The 21,399-nt window shown below is 68.0% G+C and carries 14 protein-coding genes and 2 tRNA genes; 8 read left to right on the top strand and 8 right to left on the bottom strand.

All coding sequences use genetic code 11. From position 1 onward, the window contains the following. Positions 1 to 24: 24 nt before the first annotated feature. The 3 genes from AC3XQU_RS08350 to AC3XQU_RS08340 are packed head-to-tail and all read right to left on the bottom strand — an operon-like array spanning position 25 to position 3,392. Positions 25 to 180 (bottom strand): hypothetical protein, encoded by a 156-nt coding sequence (locus AC3XQU_RS08350; RefSeq protein WP_489873693.1) that lies wholly within the window; start codon positions 178 to 180, stop codon positions 25 to 27. A 51-nt stretch (positions 181 to 231) separates the two neighbouring features. Next, positions 232 to 1,863, bottom strand: coding sequence for a SulP family inorganic anion transporter (locus tag AC3XQU_RS08345; RefSeq protein WP_489873692.1), 1,632 nt, complete (start codon positions 1,861 to 1,863; stop codon positions 232 to 234). 59 nt (positions 1,864 to 1,922) lie between these two features. Beyond that, positions 1,923 to 3,392, bottom strand: a complete 1,470-nt coding sequence (locus tag AC3XQU_RS08340; RefSeq protein ID WP_489873691.1) for a GGDEF domain-containing protein — start codon at positions 3,390 to 3,392, stop codon at positions 1,923 to 1,925. A gap of 164 nt (positions 3,393 to 3,556) precedes the next feature. On the opposite strand from AC3XQU_RS08340, the gene AC3XQU_RS08335 reads away from it, so the two are divergent. From AC3XQU_RS08335 to AC3XQU_RS08320, 4 genes are all read left to right on the top strand, one after another. Continuing rightward, the gene (locus tag AC3XQU_RS08335) at positions 3,557 to 4,522 is read left to right on the top strand and encodes an SDR family oxidoreductase (protein WP_489873690.1); all 966 of its coding nucleotides are present in this window, start codon (positions 3,557 to 3,559) and stop codon (positions 4,520 to 4,522) included. Positions 4,523 to 4,551: 29 nt separating this feature from the next. After that, the gene (ku, locus tag AC3XQU_RS08330) at positions 4,552 to 5,622 is read left to right on the top strand and encodes a non-homologous end joining protein Ku (RefSeq protein ID WP_489873689.1); all 1,071 of its coding nucleotides are present in this window, start codon (positions 4,552 to 4,554) and stop codon (positions 5,620 to 5,622) included. Between the two features lie 3 nt (positions 5,623 to 5,625). Next, entirely contained in the window at positions 5,626 to 5,859 is a 234-nt protein-coding gene (locus AC3XQU_RS08325; RefSeq protein WP_489873688.1) for a hypothetical protein, read from the top strand. A gap of 92 nt (positions 5,860 to 5,951) precedes the next feature. Then, positions 5,952 to 7,436, top strand: coding sequence for an App1 family protein phosphatidate phosphatase (locus tag AC3XQU_RS08320; protein ID WP_489873687.1), 1,485 nt, complete (start codon positions 5,952 to 5,954; stop codon positions 7,434 to 7,436). A gap of 4 nt (positions 7,437 to 7,440) precedes the next feature. On the opposite strand, the gene ligD is transcribed toward AC3XQU_RS08320, so the two are convergent. Continuing rightward, a complete protein-coding gene (gene ligD / locus AC3XQU_RS08315; RefSeq protein WP_489873686.1) occupies positions 7,441 to 10,110 on the bottom strand; it encodes a DNA ligase D in 2,670 nt (889 codons plus the stop codon). A gap of 191 nt (positions 10,111 to 10,301) precedes the next feature. On the opposite strand from ligD, the gene AC3XQU_RS08310 reads away from it, so the two are divergent. Continuing rightward, entirely contained in the window at positions 10,302 to 11,249 is a 948-nt protein-coding gene (locus tag AC3XQU_RS08310) for a D-2-hydroxyacid dehydrogenase (RefSeq protein ID WP_489873685.1), read from the top strand. An 8-nt stretch (positions 11,250 to 11,257) separates the two neighbouring features. Here AC3XQU_RS08310 and AC3XQU_RS08305 read toward each other — a convergent pair whose 3' ends face one another. Further along, on the bottom strand, positions 11,258 to 15,181 hold the full coding sequence (locus tag AC3XQU_RS08305; RefSeq protein WP_489873684.1) for a sensor histidine kinase: 3,924 nt from the start codon (positions 15,179 to 15,181) through the stop codon (positions 11,258 to 11,260). Positions 15,182 to 15,288: 107 nt separating this feature from the next. Between AC3XQU_RS08305 and AC3XQU_RS08300 the strand changes: the two genes are divergently transcribed. From AC3XQU_RS08300 to AC3XQU_RS08290, 3 genes are all read left to right on the top strand, one after another. Next, a tRNA-Arg gene (locus AC3XQU_RS08300) sits at positions 15,289 to 15,365 on the top strand. A gap of 167 nt (positions 15,366 to 15,532) precedes the next feature. Further along, a tRNA-Arg gene (locus AC3XQU_RS08295) sits at positions 15,533 to 15,609 on the top strand. Between the two features lie 485 nt (positions 15,610 to 16,094). Continuing rightward, entirely contained in the window at positions 16,095 to 16,640 is a 546-nt protein-coding gene (locus AC3XQU_RS08290) for an FxDxF family PEP-CTERM protein (protein ID WP_489873683.1), read from the top strand. 117 nt (positions 16,641 to 16,757) lie between these two features. Here AC3XQU_RS08290 and AC3XQU_RS08285 read toward each other — a convergent pair whose 3' ends face one another. Genes AC3XQU_RS08285 through AC3XQU_RS08275 form a run of 3 tightly spaced genes read right to left on the bottom strand, consistent with a single transcriptional unit; the run spans position 16,758 to position 21,241 of the window. Continuing rightward, positions 16,758 to 18,644 carry a sensor histidine kinase, YfiR-like protein-associated gene (locus AC3XQU_RS08285; protein ID WP_489873682.1) on the bottom strand — a complete coding sequence of 629 codons (1,887 nt, stop codon included), beginning with the start codon at positions 18,642 to 18,644 and terminating at the stop codon, positions 16,758 to 16,760. Positions 18,645 to 18,649: 5 nt separating this feature from the next. Then, positions 18,650 to 19,240 carry a TOL_0243 family YfiR-like periplasmic protein gene (locus tag AC3XQU_RS08280; RefSeq protein WP_489873681.1) on the bottom strand — a complete coding sequence of 197 codons (591 nt, stop codon included), beginning with the start codon at positions 19,238 to 19,240 and terminating at the stop codon, positions 18,650 to 18,652. Between the two features lie 27 nt (positions 19,241 to 19,267). Then, a complete protein-coding gene (locus tag AC3XQU_RS08275; protein WP_489873680.1) occupies positions 19,268 to 21,241 on the bottom strand; it encodes a TOL_0244 family TonB-dependent receptor in 1,974 nt (657 codons plus the stop codon). Between the last annotated feature and the right edge of the window lie 158 nt (positions 21,242 to 21,399).

Genomic DNA, 21,399 nt, shown 5'->3' with positions numbered 1-21,399 from the left:
CCCGGTCAACAAAAGATTGTGCGCTCAGCGCGTTTTATGCCGCCGGAATAGGCGCTTCCAGAACACGATCTCGAACAGGATGCCGCCCGCGATGAGCAGGGCCGCGTCGTCGCGCAGGCCGAGATACCACAGGGTGGCGGCAGCGCCGAGGAAGGCCAGGGTGATCAGGTGACGGCGCATCGTGTTCTCCGGTAAGTACGGCGACGATAACCCGTCCGTATTAAAGCAGGCTTAGGCGGCCAGTTCGTCCCAGGCCATCGCGGCGCTCAGGAACAGGCGCCCGTTCAGGGCCTGCAGCAGGCTACTGTGCTTGAGCCGGTCCATCACCGGCCCCTTCACTTCGGCCAGGTGCAGCAGCACGCCGCGCTGGCGCAGCGAGGTATTCAGTTCCTGCAAGCCAAACAGGGCCGAGGTGTCGATCGCGTTCACCGCCGACAGCACCAGCACCAGGTGGCGCGTGGCCGGATGCGCCTTCAGCTCGTCCTCGATGCGTTCGTTCACCGCTTCCACGTTGCCGAAGAACAGGCCGGCGTCGACCCGCAGCATCAGCAGGCCAGGAGCGGTCTCGGTCGAATAGCGCTCCACGTTGCGGAAATGCTCGCTGCCGGCGATCCGTCCCAGCACCGCGATGTGCGGACGGCTGGCGCGCCAGATCAGGGCGCCCATCGACAGCGCCACGCCCACCACCACGCCCGCCTCGACGCCCAGCACCAGGACGCCGGCGGCCGTCGCCAGCAGGGCCGCGGCGTCGGCGCGGTCGTAGCGCCAGGCCGTGTACAGCAGCGACAGGTCGAGCATGCCGAGCACGGCGACGATGATGGTCGCGGCCAGCACCGGCAGCGGCAGCAGCGCCAGCCAGCCGGACGGCGCGACCAGGGCCAGCGCCAGCAGCGCCGCCGTGATGATGCTCGCCAGCTGGCTGTTGGCGCCGGCCGCGAAGTTCACGGCCGAACGCGAGATGCTGCCGGTGACCGGGAAGCCGCCCGAGAGCGCGCTGCCGATGTTGGCCGCGCCCAGACCCACCAGTTCGCGGTTGCTGCCCAGCTTCTCGCCGCGCTTGAGCGCCAGCGCCTGCGCGCCCGACATGCTGATCAGGAAAATCATGAAGCCCACCAGCAGCGCCGGCTGCAGCAGCGGCTGCCAGTGCGTGGGCGAGGTGGCCAGGTTCAGGCCGGGCAGCCCGGCCGGCACCGCGCCGGTCGTGGCCACGCCCTGCGCCTCCAGCCCCAGCACGGCGACCAACAGGGTAGCGCCGATCACGACCACCATCGGCGCGAGCTTGCTGCCGATGTCGGCGGCGGCCGGCGACAAGCCCGTGCGGCGCAGGGTCCCGGCAAGATAGCTGCGCGCCCACAGCAGCAGCGCCAGCGCGCCCAGTCCCATGGCGGCGCTGGTCCCGTGCACATCGTTCAAGCTGCCTCCCGCCAGGGGGGCTACCTGTCCCCAGGCGATCAGGATCGCCGAGCCGATGGTGAAGCCGCTCATCACGGGACGGGAAAAGAAGTTGGCCACGAAGCCGATGCGCAGCAGGCCGCAGGCCAGCAGCACCGCTCCCGACAGCAAGGCCAGCTGGGCGGCCAGCACGCCGTACAGGGCGCTGCCGGGCGCGGCGAGCGGCGCCAGCGCCGAAGCCACCATCAGCGAGGTGATCGCCATCGGCCCGACCGATTGCGTGCTGCTGGTGCCGAACAACGCGTACAGCAGCGGCGGCACGATGCTCGCGTAGATGCCGGCCACCGGCGGCAGGCCGGCCACCAGCGCGTAGGCCATGCCCTGCGGGATCATCATCATCGCCACGACGATGCCGGCGCTGATATCGCCGGGCAGCATCGCGCGCCGGTAGTGCTGCAACCAGGAGAGCATGGGTATTGCCTGAGAGAAAAACCGCTAGCCTACCACAGGCACAGCCGGCAAAAACGGACTTACTGCATCGCCAGTTCGACGCAGTTGCGCCCTGCCCGCTTGGCGCGCGCCAGCGCCGCGTTGGTGCGCACCGCCAGCGAATCGGCCGATTCGGTCTCGCCCAGCTGGGCCACGCCCAGGCTGACAGTGACATGGTCGCAGCCCGGGATCTCGGCCGCTTCGATCGCCGCGCGCAGCTTCTCGGCCATCTTGAGGCCGTCGATCGCGCTGGTGTGCGGCGCGATCACCTGGAATTCCTCGCCGCCCGAGCGCACCAGCACGTCGCTCGAGCGCAGCAGGCCGCGCGCGGTATCGGCCACCACCCGCAGCGCCATGTCGCCCACCGGGTGGCCGAAGCTGTCGTTGATGGCGCGGAAGCGGTCGATGTCGAAGGCGATCAGGGCCAGCGGCAGGCGGTAGCGGCGCGCGCGCCGGATCTCCTGCTCCATCAGGAATTCGCCCTGGCGGCGGTTGGCCACGTTGGTCAGCGCGTCGGTGGTGGCCAGGTGGGTGACACGCGCCAGCAGTTCTTCGCTTTCGCGCGTCAGCTCCGCCATGCGCAGGCCGAAGGCCGCCATCCGGGCCAGGTCGTCGCAGGCCCCGAGCTGGGCCAGCGAAAACGGCCGCGCATGGTCGAACAGCAGGCACAGGGCGCCGCGCGGCGCGCCGGGCCCGGTCGCCGGGATCGGCAGGCCCAGCACCATTTGCACACCGTGGCCGCGCAGCGCTGCCGCCAGTTCCGGCTCGCCCGCTTTCTCGGGCGCGTCGAGCAGGGCCGCCTCGCCGCTTGACGCCGCCAGCAGGCCGGGGAAGGCATGGCGCAGCGGCGACTGCAGCAGGCGCTCGCGCCGCTGCAGGATCGCGGCCAGGTCCAGGCCAGGCGCCCCATGCTGGGCGTCGAGCCGCAGGTCGCCTCCTTCGTGCAGGCCGAACACCGCCGCATGCGACACGCCCGGCCAGTGCAGCAGGGCCGCGCACAGGCGCTCGGCAAAGCGGATGGCGTCGTCGGCGTCCAACAGGGCCGCCTGCGCCTCGGTGCGCACGGCCAGCAGCGCGGCCAGTTCGGCTTCCCTGGCGCTGGGAGCGATCGCCGGCGCGAAGCCACCTTCAAGGTGCCCTGCTACCTGGGCGCGCGTCTGGCCCGCGTCGAGGGGACCGATCACGTAGTCGAGAGGACCATGCTGCATCAGCGCCGGCAGCCAGCGCGCATTCGTGAACGGGCACAAGGCCAGCACCGGCCGGCCGCCGCGCGCGGCCACCAGCTGGCCCAGCGCCGGCAGGTCGATACCCAGCTCGAAGCGCTCCAGATCGAGCACCAGCACGTCGGCCGCGGCGTCCGCCAGCATGGCGGCGGCCTGCTCGGTGCCGTCGGCCACGCGCAAGGCGTCGAACAGGTCGGCGCAGGCATGCTGGAAATCCGCGCGGCGCTGGCCGACCGGATTGACGAACAGGCCGGTGGGACGGCGGGGCGCGCTTTCCTGCTGAGACATGTTTTCTCCCTTACAAGCAACATTGTTACAAGGCGAGGGCAAGTTTGCCATAAAGCCACCCTGCCCGGTAGCGGATTTGTCGCCGAATGTACGTGAGCGCACCGTCGCCGCTTCGGCTGCCGCCGATACTCATGCGGTCGAATGAACGTTCATGGGAGCATGTGATGGCAAATCAGGACGAGGTGGCGAACAAGCAGAAGGTAATCCAGCAGCAGCAAGACCAGAAGGACGCGCGCGGGCAGAAACCCGAAAGCGACGAGGCCGTACAGACCGGCATCGACGAGCCGGCGCCGCCCTTTCCCCAGCAGCACCTGGCCAAGCCCGGCATCGAAGCCGAGATGGAACTCAAGCCCCGCTTCCTGGCCGAGCAGTACAAGGGCAGCGGCAAGCTCGAGGGCCAGGCCGCCATCGTTACCGGCGCCGACTCCGGCATCGGGCGCGCGGTTGCGGTCCTGTTCGCGCGCGAAGGCGCCGACGTCGCCGTGATGTACCTGAACGAGCACGAGGACGCCGAGGAAACCAAACGCTGCATCGAGCTTGAGGGCCGCCGCTGCATCACGATTGCCGGCGACGTCAAGGACCCGGCCTTCTGCAACGATGCGGTGGCCAAGGCCGTCGCCGAGTTCGGGCGGCTCGACGTGCTGGTGAATAACGCCGCCTTCCAGGAGCATGCCGGCTCGCTGCTCGACATCACCGACGAGCGCCTGGACGAAACCTTCCGCACCAATATCTACGGCTACTTCCACATGGCGCGCGCCGCCCTGCCACACCTGAAACGCGGCGCCGCGATCGTCAATACGGGATCGGTCACCGGCCTGAAAGGCTCCGGCAAGCTGCTCGACTATTCCAGCACCAAAGGCGCGATCCACGCCTTCACGATGTCGCTGGCGGCCAGCCTGATCGAACAGGGCATCCGCGTCAATGCCGTGGCCCCGGGCCCGGTGTGGACGCCGCTGAACCCGGCCGACCAGTCGCCCGACAAGATCAAGGACTTTGGCGCCAGCACCACCTACAAGCGCCCGGCCCAGCCGGAAGAACTCTCGCCGGCCTACGTGTTCCTGGCTTCGAGCGTGTGCTCGGGCTACATCACGGGCATCGTCCTGCCGGTCACCGGCGTGGTCGGCGAATAAGCGGACAACATTCAACAAGGAGAACCGCCATGCCGCGCAGCATGTGGAAAGGTGCGATCAGCTTCGGGCTGGTGCACATCCCCGTCGACATGTACCCTGCCGTCGCCAACAAGGGCCTCGACCTCACCATGCTCGACCGGCGCGATTTCTCGCCCGTCGGGTTCAAGCGCTACAACAAGGGCAACGGCAAGGAAGTCTCGTGGGACGACATCGTCAAGGGCTATGAATATTCCAGCGGCGAGTATGTCGTGCTGTCCGACGAAGACCTGCGCCGCGCCAACCCGGAGGCGACCCAGACCATCGACATCGTCGGCTTCGTCGATGCCGAGGACGTGTCGCTGCTGTACTTCGAGCAGCCCTACTATCTTGCGCCCGGCAAGGGCGGCGACAAGGTCTACGCCCTGCTGCGCGAAACCCTGCGCAAGGCCGGCAAGATCGGCATCGCGCGCGTCGTCATCCGCGTCAAGCAGCACCTGTGCGCGCTGGTGTGCGTGGGCGACACCATCGTCCTGAACACCCTGCGCTATGCCGACGAGATCCGCGACTCCGGCGAGCTCAAGATCCCGTCCGCGAGCGACAAAAAGGCCGCCGTCACCGACAAGGAACTCAAGATGGCCATGGCCCTGGTGCAGGGCATGGCCGAGGACTGGGAGCCGGAGCAGTACCACGACACCTACCGCGAAGACATCATGGCGCTGATCGAGAAGAAGGTCAAAGCGCACCAGACCAAGACCATCACCATGCCCGAGCCGGGCGAGAAGAAGCGCGAGACCGGCAAGGTCATCGACCTGGTCTCGCTGCTGCAGGCGAGCCTGGGCAAGAAGCCGGCCAAGGCCGCGCCTGACGACGACGAGGACGACGACGAGCCGCCGCCGCCGAAGAAGGGCAAGGCGCCGGCCCAAGAAGACGAGGAAGAAGAAGCCCCGCCCCCGCGCACGCGCAAGACGGGCAGCCACAGCGTCGACCGGGTCGCCGCCAGCGGCGCCGCGCCCAAGCGATCGGGCGCAAAGGCGGCCGCCAAGCCGGCGGCCAGGAAGGCAGCCGCCAAGTCCACGGCCGCGCCGTCGAGCGCCCCGGCGCGCCGCAAGAAGGCGGCGTAGAGGATGGATGAATTCATCGACTTCCTCCAGTGGCCTGCGATGCTGGTCACCCTGTTCGCGGCCTACCTGATCGGCTCGAAGCGCGCCGAGCGGCGCGTGTTCGGCTTTTGCATGTTCATCCTCAGTAACCTGCTGTGGATCGCCTGGGGCTGGCACGACGAGGCATGGGCGCTGATCGCGCTGCAGGCCGCGCTCCTGGTGACGAATGTGCGGGGTATCTTCAAGAACGAGTCTTGAGCGTACTGCCCCGGGCGAGCGGACGGCAAGCGTGCGTTGCTTTCCGCCCGCATCGGGGATACTTGACACATCGACAAGCTTGTGACCATGCCATGACCACCTCTCCCATGCCTTTCCTCGTGCTGACCCGGGCCGGTTTCGACGACATCGCCGCACGCGTCGACCTTGGCCGGGCCACCCTCTACCTCAACCCCGGGCTGGTCTCGGAAGACGACGTGGCGCGCCTGCGCGAGAGCGGCACCGCCGTGCACGTGATGGCCACCGCGGTGGATCCGCTCAAACCGCAGGAAGTGCAGCAGGCGCTGCTCCTGACGCGCAAGGAAGCCGGCAGCGTCTGGGTCGAGCGCGGCGCGGCGCGCGCCGGTATTCCGGTGGCGACCGGCCAGCGCGCCGAAGACGAGATCACCCCCGAGACCCCGCTGCGCCATCGGCTGGCGCGCAGCGCGGGCGCTTTTGCTTCGCATGCCTGGCGGCTGCTGCGCCAGCCCGAGAGCGGGCGCGCCCTGATGGCCGTGCCCTACCTGGGGTTCGGCAACGCCAAGCGCATCTGGCTCAAGGGCCGCCTGCTCGACGAGCGCGGCTTTCGCGAACAGACGGGCGAGGACAGCGGCTGGAACAACCTGGTAGCGCTCTACCAGCGCCTGGAATCGGACGAAGTGGCCGGTTCGCGCGTGCTCGCCCATTTCGGCGGCGAGGTCCATGAAGGCGTCACCGACAATGGCGGGTATTTTTCCTTCGATATCGCGGTGGGCACGCCTTTGGAGGGCGGCTGGCACAAGGTCGAACTCACATTCCCCGACAACGCCCAGCCGAACGGCGAGCCCCTGCGCGCCGTGGCCGAAGTGATCGTGCCGGCGCCGGGCGCGCGTTTCGGCATCATCAGCGACATCGACGACACGGTCTTGTGGACCAACGTCACCAACAAGCTGAACATGGCCCTGATGCTGGCGCGCACCAATTCGCATACGCGCAAGCCCTTCAAGGGCGTGGCCGCCTTCTACCGCGCGTTGAACGACGGCGTGGGCGGCAGCGAGAACAACCCGCTGTTCTATGTCTCGAGCAGTCCCTGGCATCTGTACGGACCGCTGGTCGACTTCCTGAAGCTGCAGGGCATTCCGGTGGGCCCGCTGATGCTGCGCGAACTGAGCGTGCGCCACGTCCTCAAGATCAACCAGCACGGCAACCACAAGCTCGAGCAGATCGAACGCATCCTGGATTTTTATCCGGACATGCAGTTCGTGCTGGTGGGCGACAGCGGCGAGCAGGATCCCGAGATCTATACCGAAGTGGTGCGGCGCCACCCGCAGGCGGTGCGCATGATCTACATCCGCAACGTCAATCCCGATCCCTCGCGGATCGATGCGCTGGACCGGCTGATCGACGAGGTCAGCAGCACGGGCACGCAACTGGTGCTGTCGCCGGACAGCGTGTTCGCGGCCTCGCATGCGGCCGCCGAGGGCCTGATCGCGGTGGACCGGCTACCGTCGGTGCGCTCGGACAAGCGCCAGGACGAGACGGCCAAGGCGGTGCCGACCGGGGTGGCTGCGGGCGATGCGGGAGCAGCCGCGCAGCCTTGAACTGCTAGTCCTCGAAGCCCAGCACCTTCATCGCCTTGGTGATTCCCTTGGCCGCCTTGTCATACCCGGCCCAGGGCTCGTTGCCCCGGTCCAGCCGGGTGTGCACGTTGGCCACCGTCCACTGGGCGCTCGACTTGAGCTTCAATAGCTCGTCCCATTCGAGCGGCACCGAGATCCCCATGCCCGGCCGGGCCCGCGCCGACCAGGCCGCGACCGTGGTGGCGCCGCGGCCGTTGCGCAGGTAGTCGATGAAGATCTTGCCGACCCGGTTCTTGGGGCCGCTCTTGAAGGCCAGGCGGTCCGGGAAGGTGCCGGCCAGGTGGCGCACGATGGCCTGCGAAAAGGCCTTCACCGTATCCCAGCCGTATTCGCCCTTGATCGGCACCACCACGTGCAGGCCCTTGCCGCCGCTGGTTTTCAGGAAGGACGGCAGGCCCAGCTCTTCCAGGAAGGCGCGCATGATCTGGGTCGCTTCCTGGATCGCCGGCCATTCCACGCCCTCGCCCGGGTCGAGGTCGAACACCATGCGGTCGGGCTTTTCGTAGCTCCTGGCCAGCGCGTTCTGGGTATGCAGCTCGATCGCATTCCACTGCGCCACCGACAGGATGCCTTCGACGCCGGCGATTTCCAGCATCGGCGGGTTGCTCGGGTCGAGCGCCGCATCCATCTGCTTCACGCCCGGCAGCTTCTTGACGTCGGCATGCTTCTGGAACACCAGCTCGGCGCCGATGCCGGCCGGGGCGCGCACCAGGGTCAGCGGGCGGCGCTTCAGGTGTTCCATCATCAGCTCGCCTACCAGGGCGTAGTAGCGGATCACGTCGAGCTTGGTGATGCCGGTGGACGGGTCGACGATGCGGTCCGGATTGGTCACGCGCAGCGATTCCGGCAGCTTGCCGTGCAGGTTGGCCGGGGGCGGCGCCACCGGCTCGCTCGGCAGCGCAGGCTTTTCGCTGTCCTCGATGTGGCGCGGTTCCTCGCGCGTGATACCGCGCGCCGGCTTGTCGGCGCGCAGGCCCTGGAACACCGGATGGCGCACCGAGCCGGTGCTGGTCCACTCCGAGAAGCTCACTTCGGCCACCAGCACCGGCTTGACCCAGTGGTGCTGGCGCCCCGGTACTGCACGCGGCGGGAAGGGACTCTCGTCGGTGCGCAGGGCCTCGAGCTGCTTGCTGATGTCCATCAACGTGGCATGGTTGAAGCCCGAGCCCACGTTGCCGGCATAGCGCAGCACGCCCTCGCGGTCGTAGGTGCCCAGCAGGAGCGAGCCGACGCCCTTGCGCGAGCCCTTCGGGTCGGTGAAGCCGCCGATCACGAATTCCTGGCGCAGGCCGCATTTGAGCTTGATCCATTCGGGCGAGCGGCGCGAGACGTAGCGTGAATCGCGGCGCTTGCCGATCACGCCTTCCAGGCCGATCTTGCAGGCGGCCACTACCAGCTCGTCGGGCTTGTCGCCGAACTCGGCGGAGAAGCGCACCCGGCTCGATTTTGCCTTGGCCAGCACCGCCTCGAGCACGGCGCGCCGCTCCACGAGCGGCACATCGCGCAGGTCGTAGCCGCCGCAGTACGGCAGGTCGAACAGGAAGTACTCGATGTCGGCATTGCGCACGCCGTCGAAGGCCAGCTGCAGCAGGCCGAAATTGGGCTTGCCCTGCTCGTCGTGGACGACGATCTCGCCGTCGTACCAGCCGTCCGGCAGCCCCATGCGCTCGAGCTCTTCGCGCATGGGCGCGAGCTTGTCGGTCCAGTCGTTGTCGTTGCGCGTGACCAGGCGCACCTCGCCGTTCTCGACCCGCGCCAGCATGCGGTAGCCGTCGAACTTGACCTCGAACACCCATTCGCCCGGGTCGTGCGGCGGGGCGTCCACCAGGGTGGCCAGCTCCGGGGAGAATTTTTCGGGCAGCGCCGCTTCGACGGCCCCTGCCGGGATCCCCTTGATACCGGCCGTCGGCTTCGCGCCTTTGGCGGCCGGTTTGGCAGCAGCCTGTTTCGCCGGTTTGGCTGCCGGTTTGGCTGCCGGCTTGGCTGCCGGCTTGGCCGCCGCGGCACGCTTGCGCGCCGGCTTGGCGGCGTCGTCCGCTTGCGCTTCGGCCTTGAGCGCCGCCACCTTGGCGCGCGCCGGCTTGGGCATCGGCAGCGCCTTGACGCTGTCGGGCAGTTCGTCGACCACCGAAAACGCTTCCGCCGGGCGGGCAAACTCGTCGTTTTCCTTGATCAGGAGCCAGGCTTCCTGCTTCTCGCCGCGGCCCTTCATGCGGATCAGGGCCCAGCGCCCCTGCATCTTGTGGCCGTGCATGGCGAATTTCAGGTTGCCCTTGCGGTAGCCTTCGTGCGGATCGCCGATCGGCTCCCAGGTGCCCTTGTCCCAAATGATGACCTTCCCGGCGCCATACTGTTTAGGGGGAATCGTGCCTTCGAAATCGGAATAGGAAATCGGATGGTCTTCGACATGCACGGCCATGCGCTTGTCGTGGGTGTCGTAGCTCGGCCCTTTCGGCACGGCCCAGCTTTTCATGGTGCCGTCGAGTTCCAGGCGCAGGTCGTAGTGCAGCCGTGTCGCCCAGTGCTTCTGGATGACGAAGGTCAGGGCGTCGACGCCGGCAACGCCGCCCTCGCTCGGCTCGGACGTGATATCGAAATTACGCTTGGCTTTATAGAGTTTGAGCGCGTCTGGCATGGGGCCTCCCGGCAACTGTCTGCCGAAAGTGTAGGCCGCTAACGTGGACGCGACTGTACGGCACCTAACCCTGTGTGCGGCGGCATGCACATCGGGTAAAGCGAGTCGATGCCCTGCCCAACATCCAGGGTCCGCCCTGCCTTTTGTTATTGCCGGGTCTACAATGGGGTTTTGACTTCAGCGAGGCCGCCATGCACCGAATCGTCTTCCTTGATCGCGACAGCCTGCAGGCCAGCGTGCGCGCGCCGGGCTTTGCCCACGAATGGCAGGACCACGGCGGCAGCACGGAAGACCAGGTCGTCGAACGGCTGCGCGGGGCCACGGTCGCGGTGACCAACAAGGTGCCGCTGCGCGCGGCGAGCCTGGCCCTCCTGCCCGACCTGAAGATGGTGGCGGTGGCCGCCACCGGCACCGACAACGTCGACCTCGACGCCTGCCGGGCGCGCGGCATCGTGGTCTCGAACATCCGCGACTACTCGCTGGTGTCGGTGCCGGAGCACTGCTTCACGCTGATCCTGGGGCTGCGCCGCAACCTGCGCGCCTACATGGCGGACGTCGAGGCGGGACGCTGGGAAGCGTCCAGCCGCTTCTGCCTGCTGGACCACCCGATCGGCGACCTGGCCGGCAGCCGGCTGGGCATCGTCGGCTACGGCGCGTTGGGCCGCAAGGTGGCGCAGCTGGGCCGGGCCTTCGGGATGGAGATCGCCGCGACCGCGCGCTCGCCCATCGCCGACGAAGGCGTGCTGCAGCTGCCGCTGGACGAGCTACTGGCCAGCGCCGACGTCGTCAGCCTGCACCTGCCGCTCACGGAACACACCCGCCACATGATCGGCGCGCGCGAACTGGGCCTGATGAAGAACACCGCCCTCCTGATCAATACCGCGCGCGGCGGGCTGGTGGACGAAGCGGCCCTGGCCGCGGCCTTGAGCGCCGGGACCATCGGCGGCGCCGGCTTCGACGTGCTGAGCAAGGAACCGCCGCTGCCGGGCAACCCGCTCTTGGCGCTGCGCCTGCCGAATTTCATCCTGACGCCGCACGTGGCCTGGGCCAGCGCCGGCGCGATGCAGACGCTGGCCGATATGCTGGTCGATAACATCGAAGCATGGGCGGCGGGCGCGCCCCGCAACGTGCTCGCCTAGGCCTGGCTTCAGGCCGGACGCGCCTGCGGCTCCATCGGGGCGGCCTGCGCGTCCGGCGCGCGCAGCGGCAGCTCGAGGATGAAGGCGGCGCCCTGGCCGGGCGCGCTCTCCACCCGCACGCTCCCGCCCAGCAGCGACGTGACGATGTTCCAGGTGATGTTCAGCCCGAGCCCGGTGCCGCCCTGCCCCATGCGGGTGGTGAAGAAGGGGTCGAAAATGCGCACCAGGTGTTCATGGGGGATGCCGCGCCCGTCGTCGCGGAATTCGATGCGCACCGCGCCCTCCTGGCGGGTGGCGGTGAGCAGCATGGTCCCGCCCGGCCCCTCGAAGGCATGCAGCAGCGCGTTGTTGACGAAGTTGATGACGACCTGGCCGAGCGGGCCGGGGAAGCCGTCCATCACGATCCCGGCCGGCACGGCCAGCTCGAGCCGGTGGCCGGACAGGCGCACGGTATTCATCAGGGTGGCGGCGATTTCCTGGCAGGCCTGGGCCAGGTCGAAGCGGCGGCGCTGGGCGCTGGCCTGGTCGACCGACACCTGGCGGAAGCTGTTGACCAGTTCGGCCGCATTGTGCAGGCTGCGCATGATCAGGTTGGACGCCTCGCGCGAGGCCTCCATGTAGTCGGCCAGGTCGGAGCGGCGCAAGGTCGCCGCATCGAACCGGGTGGCCACCTCGCTGGTCTTTTCCTGCAGCGTGCTGGCCATGAGCAGGCTGTTTCCGATCGGGGTATTGAGTTCGTGCGCCACGCCCGCCACCAGGGAGCCGAGCGAAGCGAGTTTTTCCTGGGCGGCCAGCTGGGCCTGGGTGTCCTTGAGCCGGTCATAAGCCTCGGCATTGTCGATCGCCACCCCGACATAGGCCGCCAGGGTTTCCAGCATGTCGAGGTGGACCTGGCCATAGGCCTGCGCCGCCGGGCTTTGCACGGTGAGTGCGCCCAGCACCCGCTCGCCCACCATCACCGGCACCATCAGGAGCGAGCGCGGAACCAGCCCGTGGCGGCAGGCGTAGGGCAGCGCGGCCTGGATGGCGTTCACCGGCGACAGCGCCGGCAGGTAGTTGGCCAGGCCGCGCGGCAGGTCGCCGGCCAGCACTTCGCGGCCATTGGCGATCGACCAGGCGGCCAGGTGCGAGGCCGGGTCTTCCGGCAGCGCGAAAGCGTCCTGGCGCTCGCCCTGCACCACGGTATAGAGATATTCGAGCTCGCCGCGTTCCGGCTGGCGCAGCACCACCGCGAACAGGGTCGCGTCCATCAGCGCGCGCACGTGCTCGTACAGGGTGCGCATGATCGCTTCGGTGTCGAGGTTGGCGGTCAGGGTGCGGCCGATGTCCGACAGCAGCGCGATGTTGCGGTGGGCCTGCTCGACCACTTCCTTCTGCTCCTCGACTTCCTGCTTGCGGCGCTCGGCCGATTCCTTCTGGCGCCGCAGTTCCTCGGTGCGCGCGCCCACTTCGCGTTCGAGCAGCAGCTTTTGCGCCACCAGCGCGCGGATGCGCAGCCGGTAGCCGAAGCTGAACAGGGCCGCGGTCGCCAGCACGGCCAGCGTGCGGAACCACCAGGTCTTCCAGAACGGCGGCGTGATATGGATGGTGAGCGCCGTGGCCTGCGGGCTCCAGACCCCGTCCTTGTTGCTCGCGCGGACGCGGAACACATAGGTGCCGGGATCGAGGTTGGTATAGGTCGCATAGCGCCGGCGCGCATCGGTGTCGACCCAGGCGCTGTCGAAGCCCTCCAGCTGGTAGGCGTAGCGGTTGCCGTCCGGGTCGGCGTAATGCAGGGCCGCGAATTCCAGCGCAAAGACGGAATCGCGGTGCGACAGGGTCAGTTCGCGCTGCTCGTGGAAGCTGGGCGCGGCGCGCGAGCGGTTCAGCACCAGGAGGTCGGTCAGCACCACCGGCGGCGGGAAGGGATTGTCGCGCACCGCGTCCGGCTCGAACCCGGTCATGCCGTTGATGCCGCCGAAGTACAGGCGCCCGTCGGCGGCGCGCAGCGCGGCGCCGACGAAATACGAGCCGTCCACCAGGCCGTCTTTCGAGGTGTAGTTCTTCACCTGTCCGGTGGCCGGGTCGACCCGCGTGATGCCGGCGGTGGTGCTGGCCCAGATGACGCCGTGGCGGTCTTCGAGCATGGCGCCGATCGGCAGCGCATCGCGCGCGCTGGCGAACGGATAGAAGCGAAAGCGCGCGCCACCCTTGCCCTGCTCCATGCGGTGCAGGCCGCCGGCGGTGCCGACCCAGAGCGCGCCGCGGGCCGACTCCATCAGGTAGTACACTCGGTTGTGGCGCAGCGAGTCCGCGCGGGCCGGGTCGCGCCGGTAGTGCGTGAAGAGCCTGGTGGCGGGGTCGAACCGTTCCAGCCCGGTCTCGGTGCCGATCCAGACGATGCCCTTGCTGTCTTCCAGTACGGTGAAGCCGTAGTTCTCGCCCAGGCTGGACGAATCGGCCGGGTCGTGGCGCCAGCTGCGCACGGCGGCGGCGCCTGGCGCCAGCGCCGACAGGCCCCCGCGCGTGGCGATCCACAGGGTGCCGCTGCGCCCGGCGTGCAGGGCGTGCACGTAGTTCGCGCCCGGGCTGTTCCCGAGCGATACCTGGCCGAAGCGCCCCGCGCTGTCGCGCCATACCAGGCCGGTCGGGGTGCCGATCCAGGTGCGGCCCTGCGCCAGCGCCAGCGAAGTCGCCACCTCGCCCGGCATGCCGCCGTGGCCGATGCGCTCGACCCGGCTGCTGGCCAGGTCCATCCGCATCAGGCCATCGCCCGTGGTGCCGATTAACAGGCCGCCGTCCGGCGCTTCCATGATGGCGCGCACCTTGGCCCGGCCCAGGCCATCGTTGCCGCCATAGCGCAGGAAGCCGCCGCTGGCCAGGTCGGTGCGGCTCACGCCGCCAAACAGGGTGCCGGCCCACAGGGTGCCCGTGCGGTCCACCAGCATCGAGCTGACCTGGTTGTCGGACAGCGAATGCTGGTCGGCCGGATCGTTGCGGTAGCTGGTGAAGCGGCCGCTGGCCGGGTCGAGCCATTTCAGGCCGTCCATGTCGGTGCCGACCCACAGGGTGGCGCCGCTGTCTTGGTAGAGCTTGAGCACGCGCGGCCCGGCCGTGCCTGTGCCCGCGCCCAGTCCCTCGGCCGCGCCCAGGCGGCGGCGTTCGGGCACGCCCTCGCCCAGGCGCCATGCCTCCAGTCCGGCGGCGGTGCCGATGTACAGGGTGTCGCGCGGGCCCATCGACAGGGCCGTCACGGTATTGCGCTGCGGGTCGGCGGGGTCGACGTCGTAGTGCTCGAAGCCGGCGCTGCCGGGCGCGAGCCGCTCCAGGCCCGCCGCCGTGCCGACCCATAGATGGCCCCTGGCGTCGAGCGCGAGGGCGGAGACGCGGTTGTCGCGCAGGCTGGCCGCATCGAGCGGATCGTGCCGGTAGCTGCGCAAGCGCCCGCTGGCCGGATCGATGTGCAGCAGGCCGTCGCCGGTGGCCAGCCACAGGCCGCCGCCGGGTGCGGCCACGATAGCCAGCACGCTGCGGTTGCCGGCGCCGCGCGTGGCGTCGACCGGCGGCGCGTAGCGGATGAATTTGCCGGTGGCGTGGTCGAAACGGGTCAGGCCGCCCTTGGTGCCGAACCACAGCCGGCCCTGGGCATCCTCGTGCGCGGCCATCACATAGTTGTCGGGAATGCTGTCGGGATTGTCCGGATCGTTGCGGTAGACCGTCATCCGGTAGCCGTCGTAGCGGTTCAGGCCGGCCTGGGTGCCGAACCACATGAAGCCGCGCCGGTCCTGCAGGATGGCCAGCACCGACTGCTGCGACAGGCCCTGCTCGATCGACAGCCGCTCGAAGCGCAGGCTGCGCGGCGCGGCGCCGGCGCCGGCTGCCCACGCGAGCCACAGTACGAGGAAGATCAAGGCAGTCAGTGCGGGGCGCGGTCGCGGCTTCGAGGCAAGCATACGTGTCCAAAGTGTTCCAACCCGGCTAATCTACCAGAGCAGCTTTGCCCGCGGAAAAAAATGAGGCTTCCGGAAACAAAATCGGGCTGCTATAATGCGTGCATCGGGCGGCTGTAGCTCAGCTGGATAGAGTACTTGGCTACGAACCAAGGGGTCGTGGGTTCGATTCCTGCCAGCCGCACCAGAAGACATGAGGGACCAGATTGGAAAATCTGGTCCCTTTTTTCTTTGCGGCGCCGGCCAGGCGGCGACCGCCCGGCCCCGGCCCGGCGATGGGCAGCAGGGTGATCCGGCGGCCCGGGCGCAAGGGGTTTGCCAATTCGCGCGGTGCTGCTATAATGCGTGCCTCGGGCGGCTGTAGCTCAGCTGGATAGAGTACTTGGCTACGAACCAAGGGGTCGTGGGTTCGATTCCTGCCAGCCGCACCAACTTTTTCAAAATGGTCCAGAAGCGATTCTGGGCCATTTTTCTTTTCCGCATCAGATTCCGGTGCCGGCGCTTTCCAGTTTTCCATTTCTGCTGTCCTACATGAGCTTGCCTCGCTCCGCTGCCGGGCTAACTCAGCAAGAGCCTTGATTTCACACGATCTTTTGCTACTCGTTCAATAAAATTGTGGCAATCCGTGCGTACTCAGCACAGGAGACGCACTTCTCTTTGCGTAGGACGAAACTGACATATTTTATGCAACTGAACTGGATTTTTCTGTTCGACAACTACGAAAAGCGGGGTTCTCCTATGGCGGCTCGCCTTTTGGGATGGCTTGTCGGAAATTGGTTGATTTTTAGAATGTGTCGCTCCCACAGTGCGCCAATCATGAATCCGCGTGCATTTTCATGTTGTTTTGTTAGCATGAAGTTCCCCGATTCTTGAAACCCAGGCTGCAGGACGCGGCTGATTCTATGCGAGGAAAGAAATGAAAAAATCATTGATTGCTGCAATTGTGTTGGCTTCCGCTTCGTTCGGTTCGTCGGCTGTGATGGCGCAAGACGTCATTGGCGACTCTCCGCAAGCACTGAACCTGATCGATGACAGCGCCTTCTTTGGCGATACGTTCGAAGCAGGTAACGAAGGCAATACCTTCGCTGACCGTTTCACCTTCACTGTCGATGGTGGCATGGGGATGAATCTGGATGCGATCATCTCGTCGATCAGCCGGACTGCCGATACCGGTCTGGACATCACCGGCCTGGCCCTGTATGGCGAAGGCGACACCCTGATCACGACCGGCACCTCGCTGATGAGCGGCGAAATGGATGTCTGGTCGCTTTCGAGCGACAACCTGACTGCCGGTAACTACTACCTGCAGGTCAGCGGCACCCTGGTCTCCGATGCCGGCGCCTCCTTTGGCGGCGCCGTCATGCTGGCCCCGGTTCCTGAACCAGAAACCTACGGCATGATGCTGGGCGGACTTGGCGTCCTGGGCTTCCTGGCACGCCGCCGGAAAGCCAAACAGGCTTGAACGAGACCTGGTGTAAAGATCGACGGAAGCGCGCAATGCGCTTCCGTTTTTTTTCGCCCACGGGCGGCGCCAAGTGAACCGCAGGCAGGACGGCGAGGCCATCGCCGCCCTGCCCCATCACATGCGCAGCTTCTTGATCACTGCGCGGTTGCTCAGGATTTCCTCGATCTGCTCGAAGCGCACCGGCTTGACCATGTGATGGTCGAAGCCGGCCTCGAAGGCCAGCTGGCGGTCCTTTTCCTGGCCCCAGCCGGTAACGGCGATCAGCACCGTCATGGCGCCGCACTGCAGCTTGCGGATGCCGCGCGCCAGGTCGTAGCCCGACATGTGCGGCAGGCCGATATCCAGGAAGGCGTAGTCCGGGCAGAAGCGCGCCGCCGCGGCCAGCGCGTCCGGGCCGTTGTGCGTAATGACCACGCTGTGCCCCATTGCCGTGAGCAGCGCCCCGATGCTGTTGACAAAATCGACGTTGTCGTCGGCCAGCAGGATGCGGTAGGTCTCGGTGCTGATGAAGGCGGCCGGGGTCGGCTTGGTCAGCGGCTCGGGCTCGACCACGATCGGCAGGCGCACCACGAACTGGCTGCCGTGGCCCAGGCCTTCGCTGCGCGCCTCGATGGTGCCGCCGTGCAGCTCGACCAGCTTGCGCGCCAGCGACAGCCCCACGCCCAGGCCCGCATTGCTGCGCTCGAGCGTGGAATCGACCTGCACGAACATCTCGAATACCGAGTCGAGCATGTCCGGCGCCAGGCCGATGCCGCTGTCGGCCACTTCCAGCACCAGGGTCTTGTCCTCGACGGTGGCGGAGAGGCTCACGCGCCCGCCGCGGTTGGTGTACTTGGCGGCGTTGTTGAGCAGGTTCGACAGGATTTGCGCCAGGCGCGTGGCGTCGCCGTGCAGGAAGACCGGGCGGTCCGGCAGGTCGATTTCCAGCTCGTGGCCATGCAGCTCGATATACGAGCGCACCACTTCAAGGGCGTCGTTGACCACGGCCTTGAGCTCGACGCGGCCCATCTTGATGGTGAACTTGCCGGTATTGATGCGCGAGACGTCCAGCAAATCGTCCACCAGGCGCACCATCTGGCGCAGCTGGCGTTCCATGATGTCGGTGGCGCGCTGGGTGGCCTGGGCGTCGCCGCTGCGGATGCGCAGGATGTCCAGGCCGGTGCGGATCGGCGCCAGCGGATTACGCAGTTCGTGCGCCAGGGTCGCGAGAAATTCGTCCTTCCTGCGGTCGGCCAGGATCAGGGCCTGCTCGGCGCGCTCGCGCACCGTCATTTCGTGTTCCAGCGTGCGGTTGGCCGCCTGCAGCGCGTCCGAGCGCCGTCCGATCTCGGCCAGCATGTCGTTGAAGGCCTCGACCAGCACCCCGATCTCGCCTTTCTCGTTGCCCGGCACCCGCAAGGTGAAGTCGCGCCGGAGCATCACCTGGCGCGCCACGTTGGTGACCGCTTCGAGCGGGCGCGTGATCGAGGCCTGCAGGCGCGACGCCACCAGGGCCGCGATTACCAGCGCGCCCAGCATCACGCCGCCCAGGATCGCGCCATAGCTGATCACGCGCTCCAGCAGGCCGTAGCGCGAGCGCAGGTAGACGGTGCCCAGCGGCTCGCCATTCTCGACGATGGGGCGGAACACCACCAGTTCCCCGCGCTCGATGCGAAAGCCCGCCGCTTCCGGGCGCGCCGGGAAGGACGGCGCGCTGCCCGCCGCCGCATAGGTGGCGAAGCGCTGGCCGCTGTTGGTATAGATGGCGCCGGCCACGATCTGCGGGCGCACCCGCAGCACGCTCAGGTTGCGCCCGGCCGCGGCCGCATCGTTGAACGAGACGGCCGGCGCGGTGACGTCGGCGATGATGTCGGCCTGGGTGGTGAGGTCGTCGACCCAGACCTTCTGGAAGGTGCGTACGTCGACCACCAGCATGGCGATCGCCGCCGACAGCAGCGCCACGATGGTCGTGGCCACCGCCATCAGGATCAGTTTGCTGCGGACCGAATTGGTATCGTGCATGCCCATCACGATCCTCCCTTCTGCACCCGGTTCGCCACGGTCAGCAGGCGTGAACTGAGTTTGACGTTTTTCTTTTCGGCGGCGTCCAGCGAGACGTCGAAGCGCACGCGCTCGTCGACGATGCGGAAGTTGATCACGCTGCCATGGCGCAGCCCGAGCTCGCATTCGGTGACGGTCAGCAGCGCGCCGGGGGCGCTGCGCAGCACGCGGCCGGCGCGCTCGCTGTCATGGCCCGATACGAACAGCAGGTGCGCCGCCGGCGGCGCCTCGTGCTCGCCCACCCGCCGCACCGCGATCGGGCGGCCGGCGATCATGCGGCCGGCCGCGATGCGGGCCAGCTCGGCCGCCATGTCGTCCGAGCCGACCACGGCGATCGTGAGCGGGGCGGCGGCGTCGGCGAAGGCGCTCGGCGGAAAATCGGCGTAGCCGAGGAACTTGTACAGGAAAGCGGCCTTGACCCGGCGTTCCAGCGCCTGCGCGCCCGGCCCCTGGGCCAGCGCGCGCGGCGCGCTTCCCGCGGCCGCCAGCAGCAGCGGCAAGGCGAGCGCCCGGCAAGCCAGGCGGCGTCGCGTTCGGTCGGGAGGTAGATTCGTCATCGTTGTCATCGGCACTTGGGTCCGCGCTCAGAAGCGCAGCGTAGCGCTGGCGAACAGGTTGCGTTCGGCCAGTTGGCGCACTTGCGCCGCCCCGAATTCGGGATGGCGGGCATGCAGTAAATTGCGGCCCACGAGGGCCAGTTCCAGGTCGGGCAGCGCCTGCCACGCGATCCGTGCATCGAGCTCATGATAGCCCGGCACCGCGGGTTGCGGCAGGCGCGCGACGCGCCGCAGCATCAGGTCGGCGCGCCAGCCTGCGCCCAGCTCGTGCGACGAGCGCAGGCTCCAGTAGCTGCGCGGATCGTTGGTGGCCAGGCCCGTGCGCGCCGATGCATCGGTGCTGGCCGGCGCCACGCCGGTGCTCACATCCTGCAGCACCACGCCGGCCGACAGGCGCCAGCCGCGCGCGGCCTGCCAGCTGCCCCAGGCTTCGAGGCCGCGTACCTGGCCATGTCCGAGGTTGCCAAACATCGCCGGCGCCCCGCCGCCCTGCAGTTCCAGCGTGCGCAGGTGCGCATAATCGCTGTAGAACAGCGTGGCGGAATACGACAGCGCGGGGCCCGGCTGGGCGCGCCAGCCCAGCTCGAACACCCGCGCGCTTTCGGACTGCATGCCTGGCGAGCGGCCGATCAGGTAACGCTGGCCGTTCGATGCCGGGTCGACCAGCTGCAATTCGCGGTCGATACGGGCCGGCGCGCGCACCGTGCGCGAAGCCGAGGCCCACAGCAAGGCGCCCGGGGCCGCGTCCCAGGCCAGGCGCAGGTTGGGCAGCAGCTCCATGCCGGTGTACACATTGTGTTCCAGGCGCAGGCCGGCTGTCGCGCGCAAACGCGGCGTGATGCTGGCTTCGTCCTGCACGAACAGGTTGGTCCAGCTCAGGTGGCGGTGGTTCGGGACGAATTGCAGCACCGGGCCGTTGGCGAACCGGTCGCGCCCGTGGCGGTAGCCGCCGCCCCAGGTCAGCGCATGGCGCTCGCCGATGCGCTTGGCGTACTGCGCCTCGACATCGAAGACATCGAGCTCGCTGCGCCCCGCACCGCGCTGCTCGCGCCGGGTCTGTTCGACATACATCTGCAGGCGCAGCTCGGCCTCGCCGGCCAGGCGTGCAGTGAAGCGCGCGGCGAGATTGGCGCCGGAAAAATTCGTGCGCGGCTCGTACGAGGCGCGCAGCGCGCCACCGACCATGTCGCCGCTCAGGCTCACGCCCTGCTCGGCGCCCTCCCAGTCGAGGCGAAAGCCGGCCTGGCGGCGGCCGGCGCCGCCCCCGTCCATGCCGGGAGCCTGGCCGGGTGCGCGCTCGAACTCGTCGCGCTTGCCATAGACGCGCACGTGGGCGCCGTTGGCCAGGCGCTTGCCGTAGCGGACCGTGGCGCCGGCCTGGCGGTTGCCGGCATGGACGACGGCCAGCCCGCCCTGGGTATCGGCGGCGCTGCGCGTGATGATGTTGATGACGCCGTTGACGGCGTTCGTGCCCCAGATCGTGCCGCCCGGGCCGCTGATCACTTCGATGCGCTCGATATCCATCAGCGGCACGTCCTGGGCTTCCCAGAACACCCCGGAAAACAGCGGCGAATAGACGTTGCGCCCGTCGATCAGCACCAGCAGCTTGTTGGTCAGCTGGGACGAGAAGCCGCGCGCGCTGATGGCGTATTCCAGGCTGCTTGCCAGCGCCACCTGCAGGTTGGGCGCCAGCCGCAGGGCTTCGGGCAGGCTGGTGGCGCCGGAGCGTGCGATCTCGGCGCCGCTGATCACGTAGAGCGAGGCCGGCGCGCTGCCCAGGCGCCCGGTCTGGCGCGAGACCGAGGTGACCACGATCTCGGAGAGCTGCTCGAGCGAAAAGTCGGCCAGCGCGACATCGTTGCCAGCATCCTGCTGCGCGCTCGCGGGCGCCGCATCCTGCAGCTTGTCCCCGGCCGGCGCACGCACGGCCGCCTGCGCCGCGCCGGCCGGCAGCAGGAACAGTGCCGACAAGATGCAGGCAAGCGGATGAAGTCTTAACATAGTTGCCATCGTAGAACATTTTCTGTCATGCACCAAGGGCGCACGATAGGCGTGTGGTTTCCCTGCTATGCAGATGACGTGGCGCTTGACAAACGGGTCTGGCGCCGCGCCGCCATCAATAAAATTGATGGCCTTCATTAGAAATATAAATTGGACGG

The organism is Telluria sp. AZSoR62 (genome assembly GCF_058111565.1).
The sequence above is the reverse complement of the archived record's forward strand: the minus strand, read 5'-3'. Positions and strand labels throughout refer to the sequence as shown.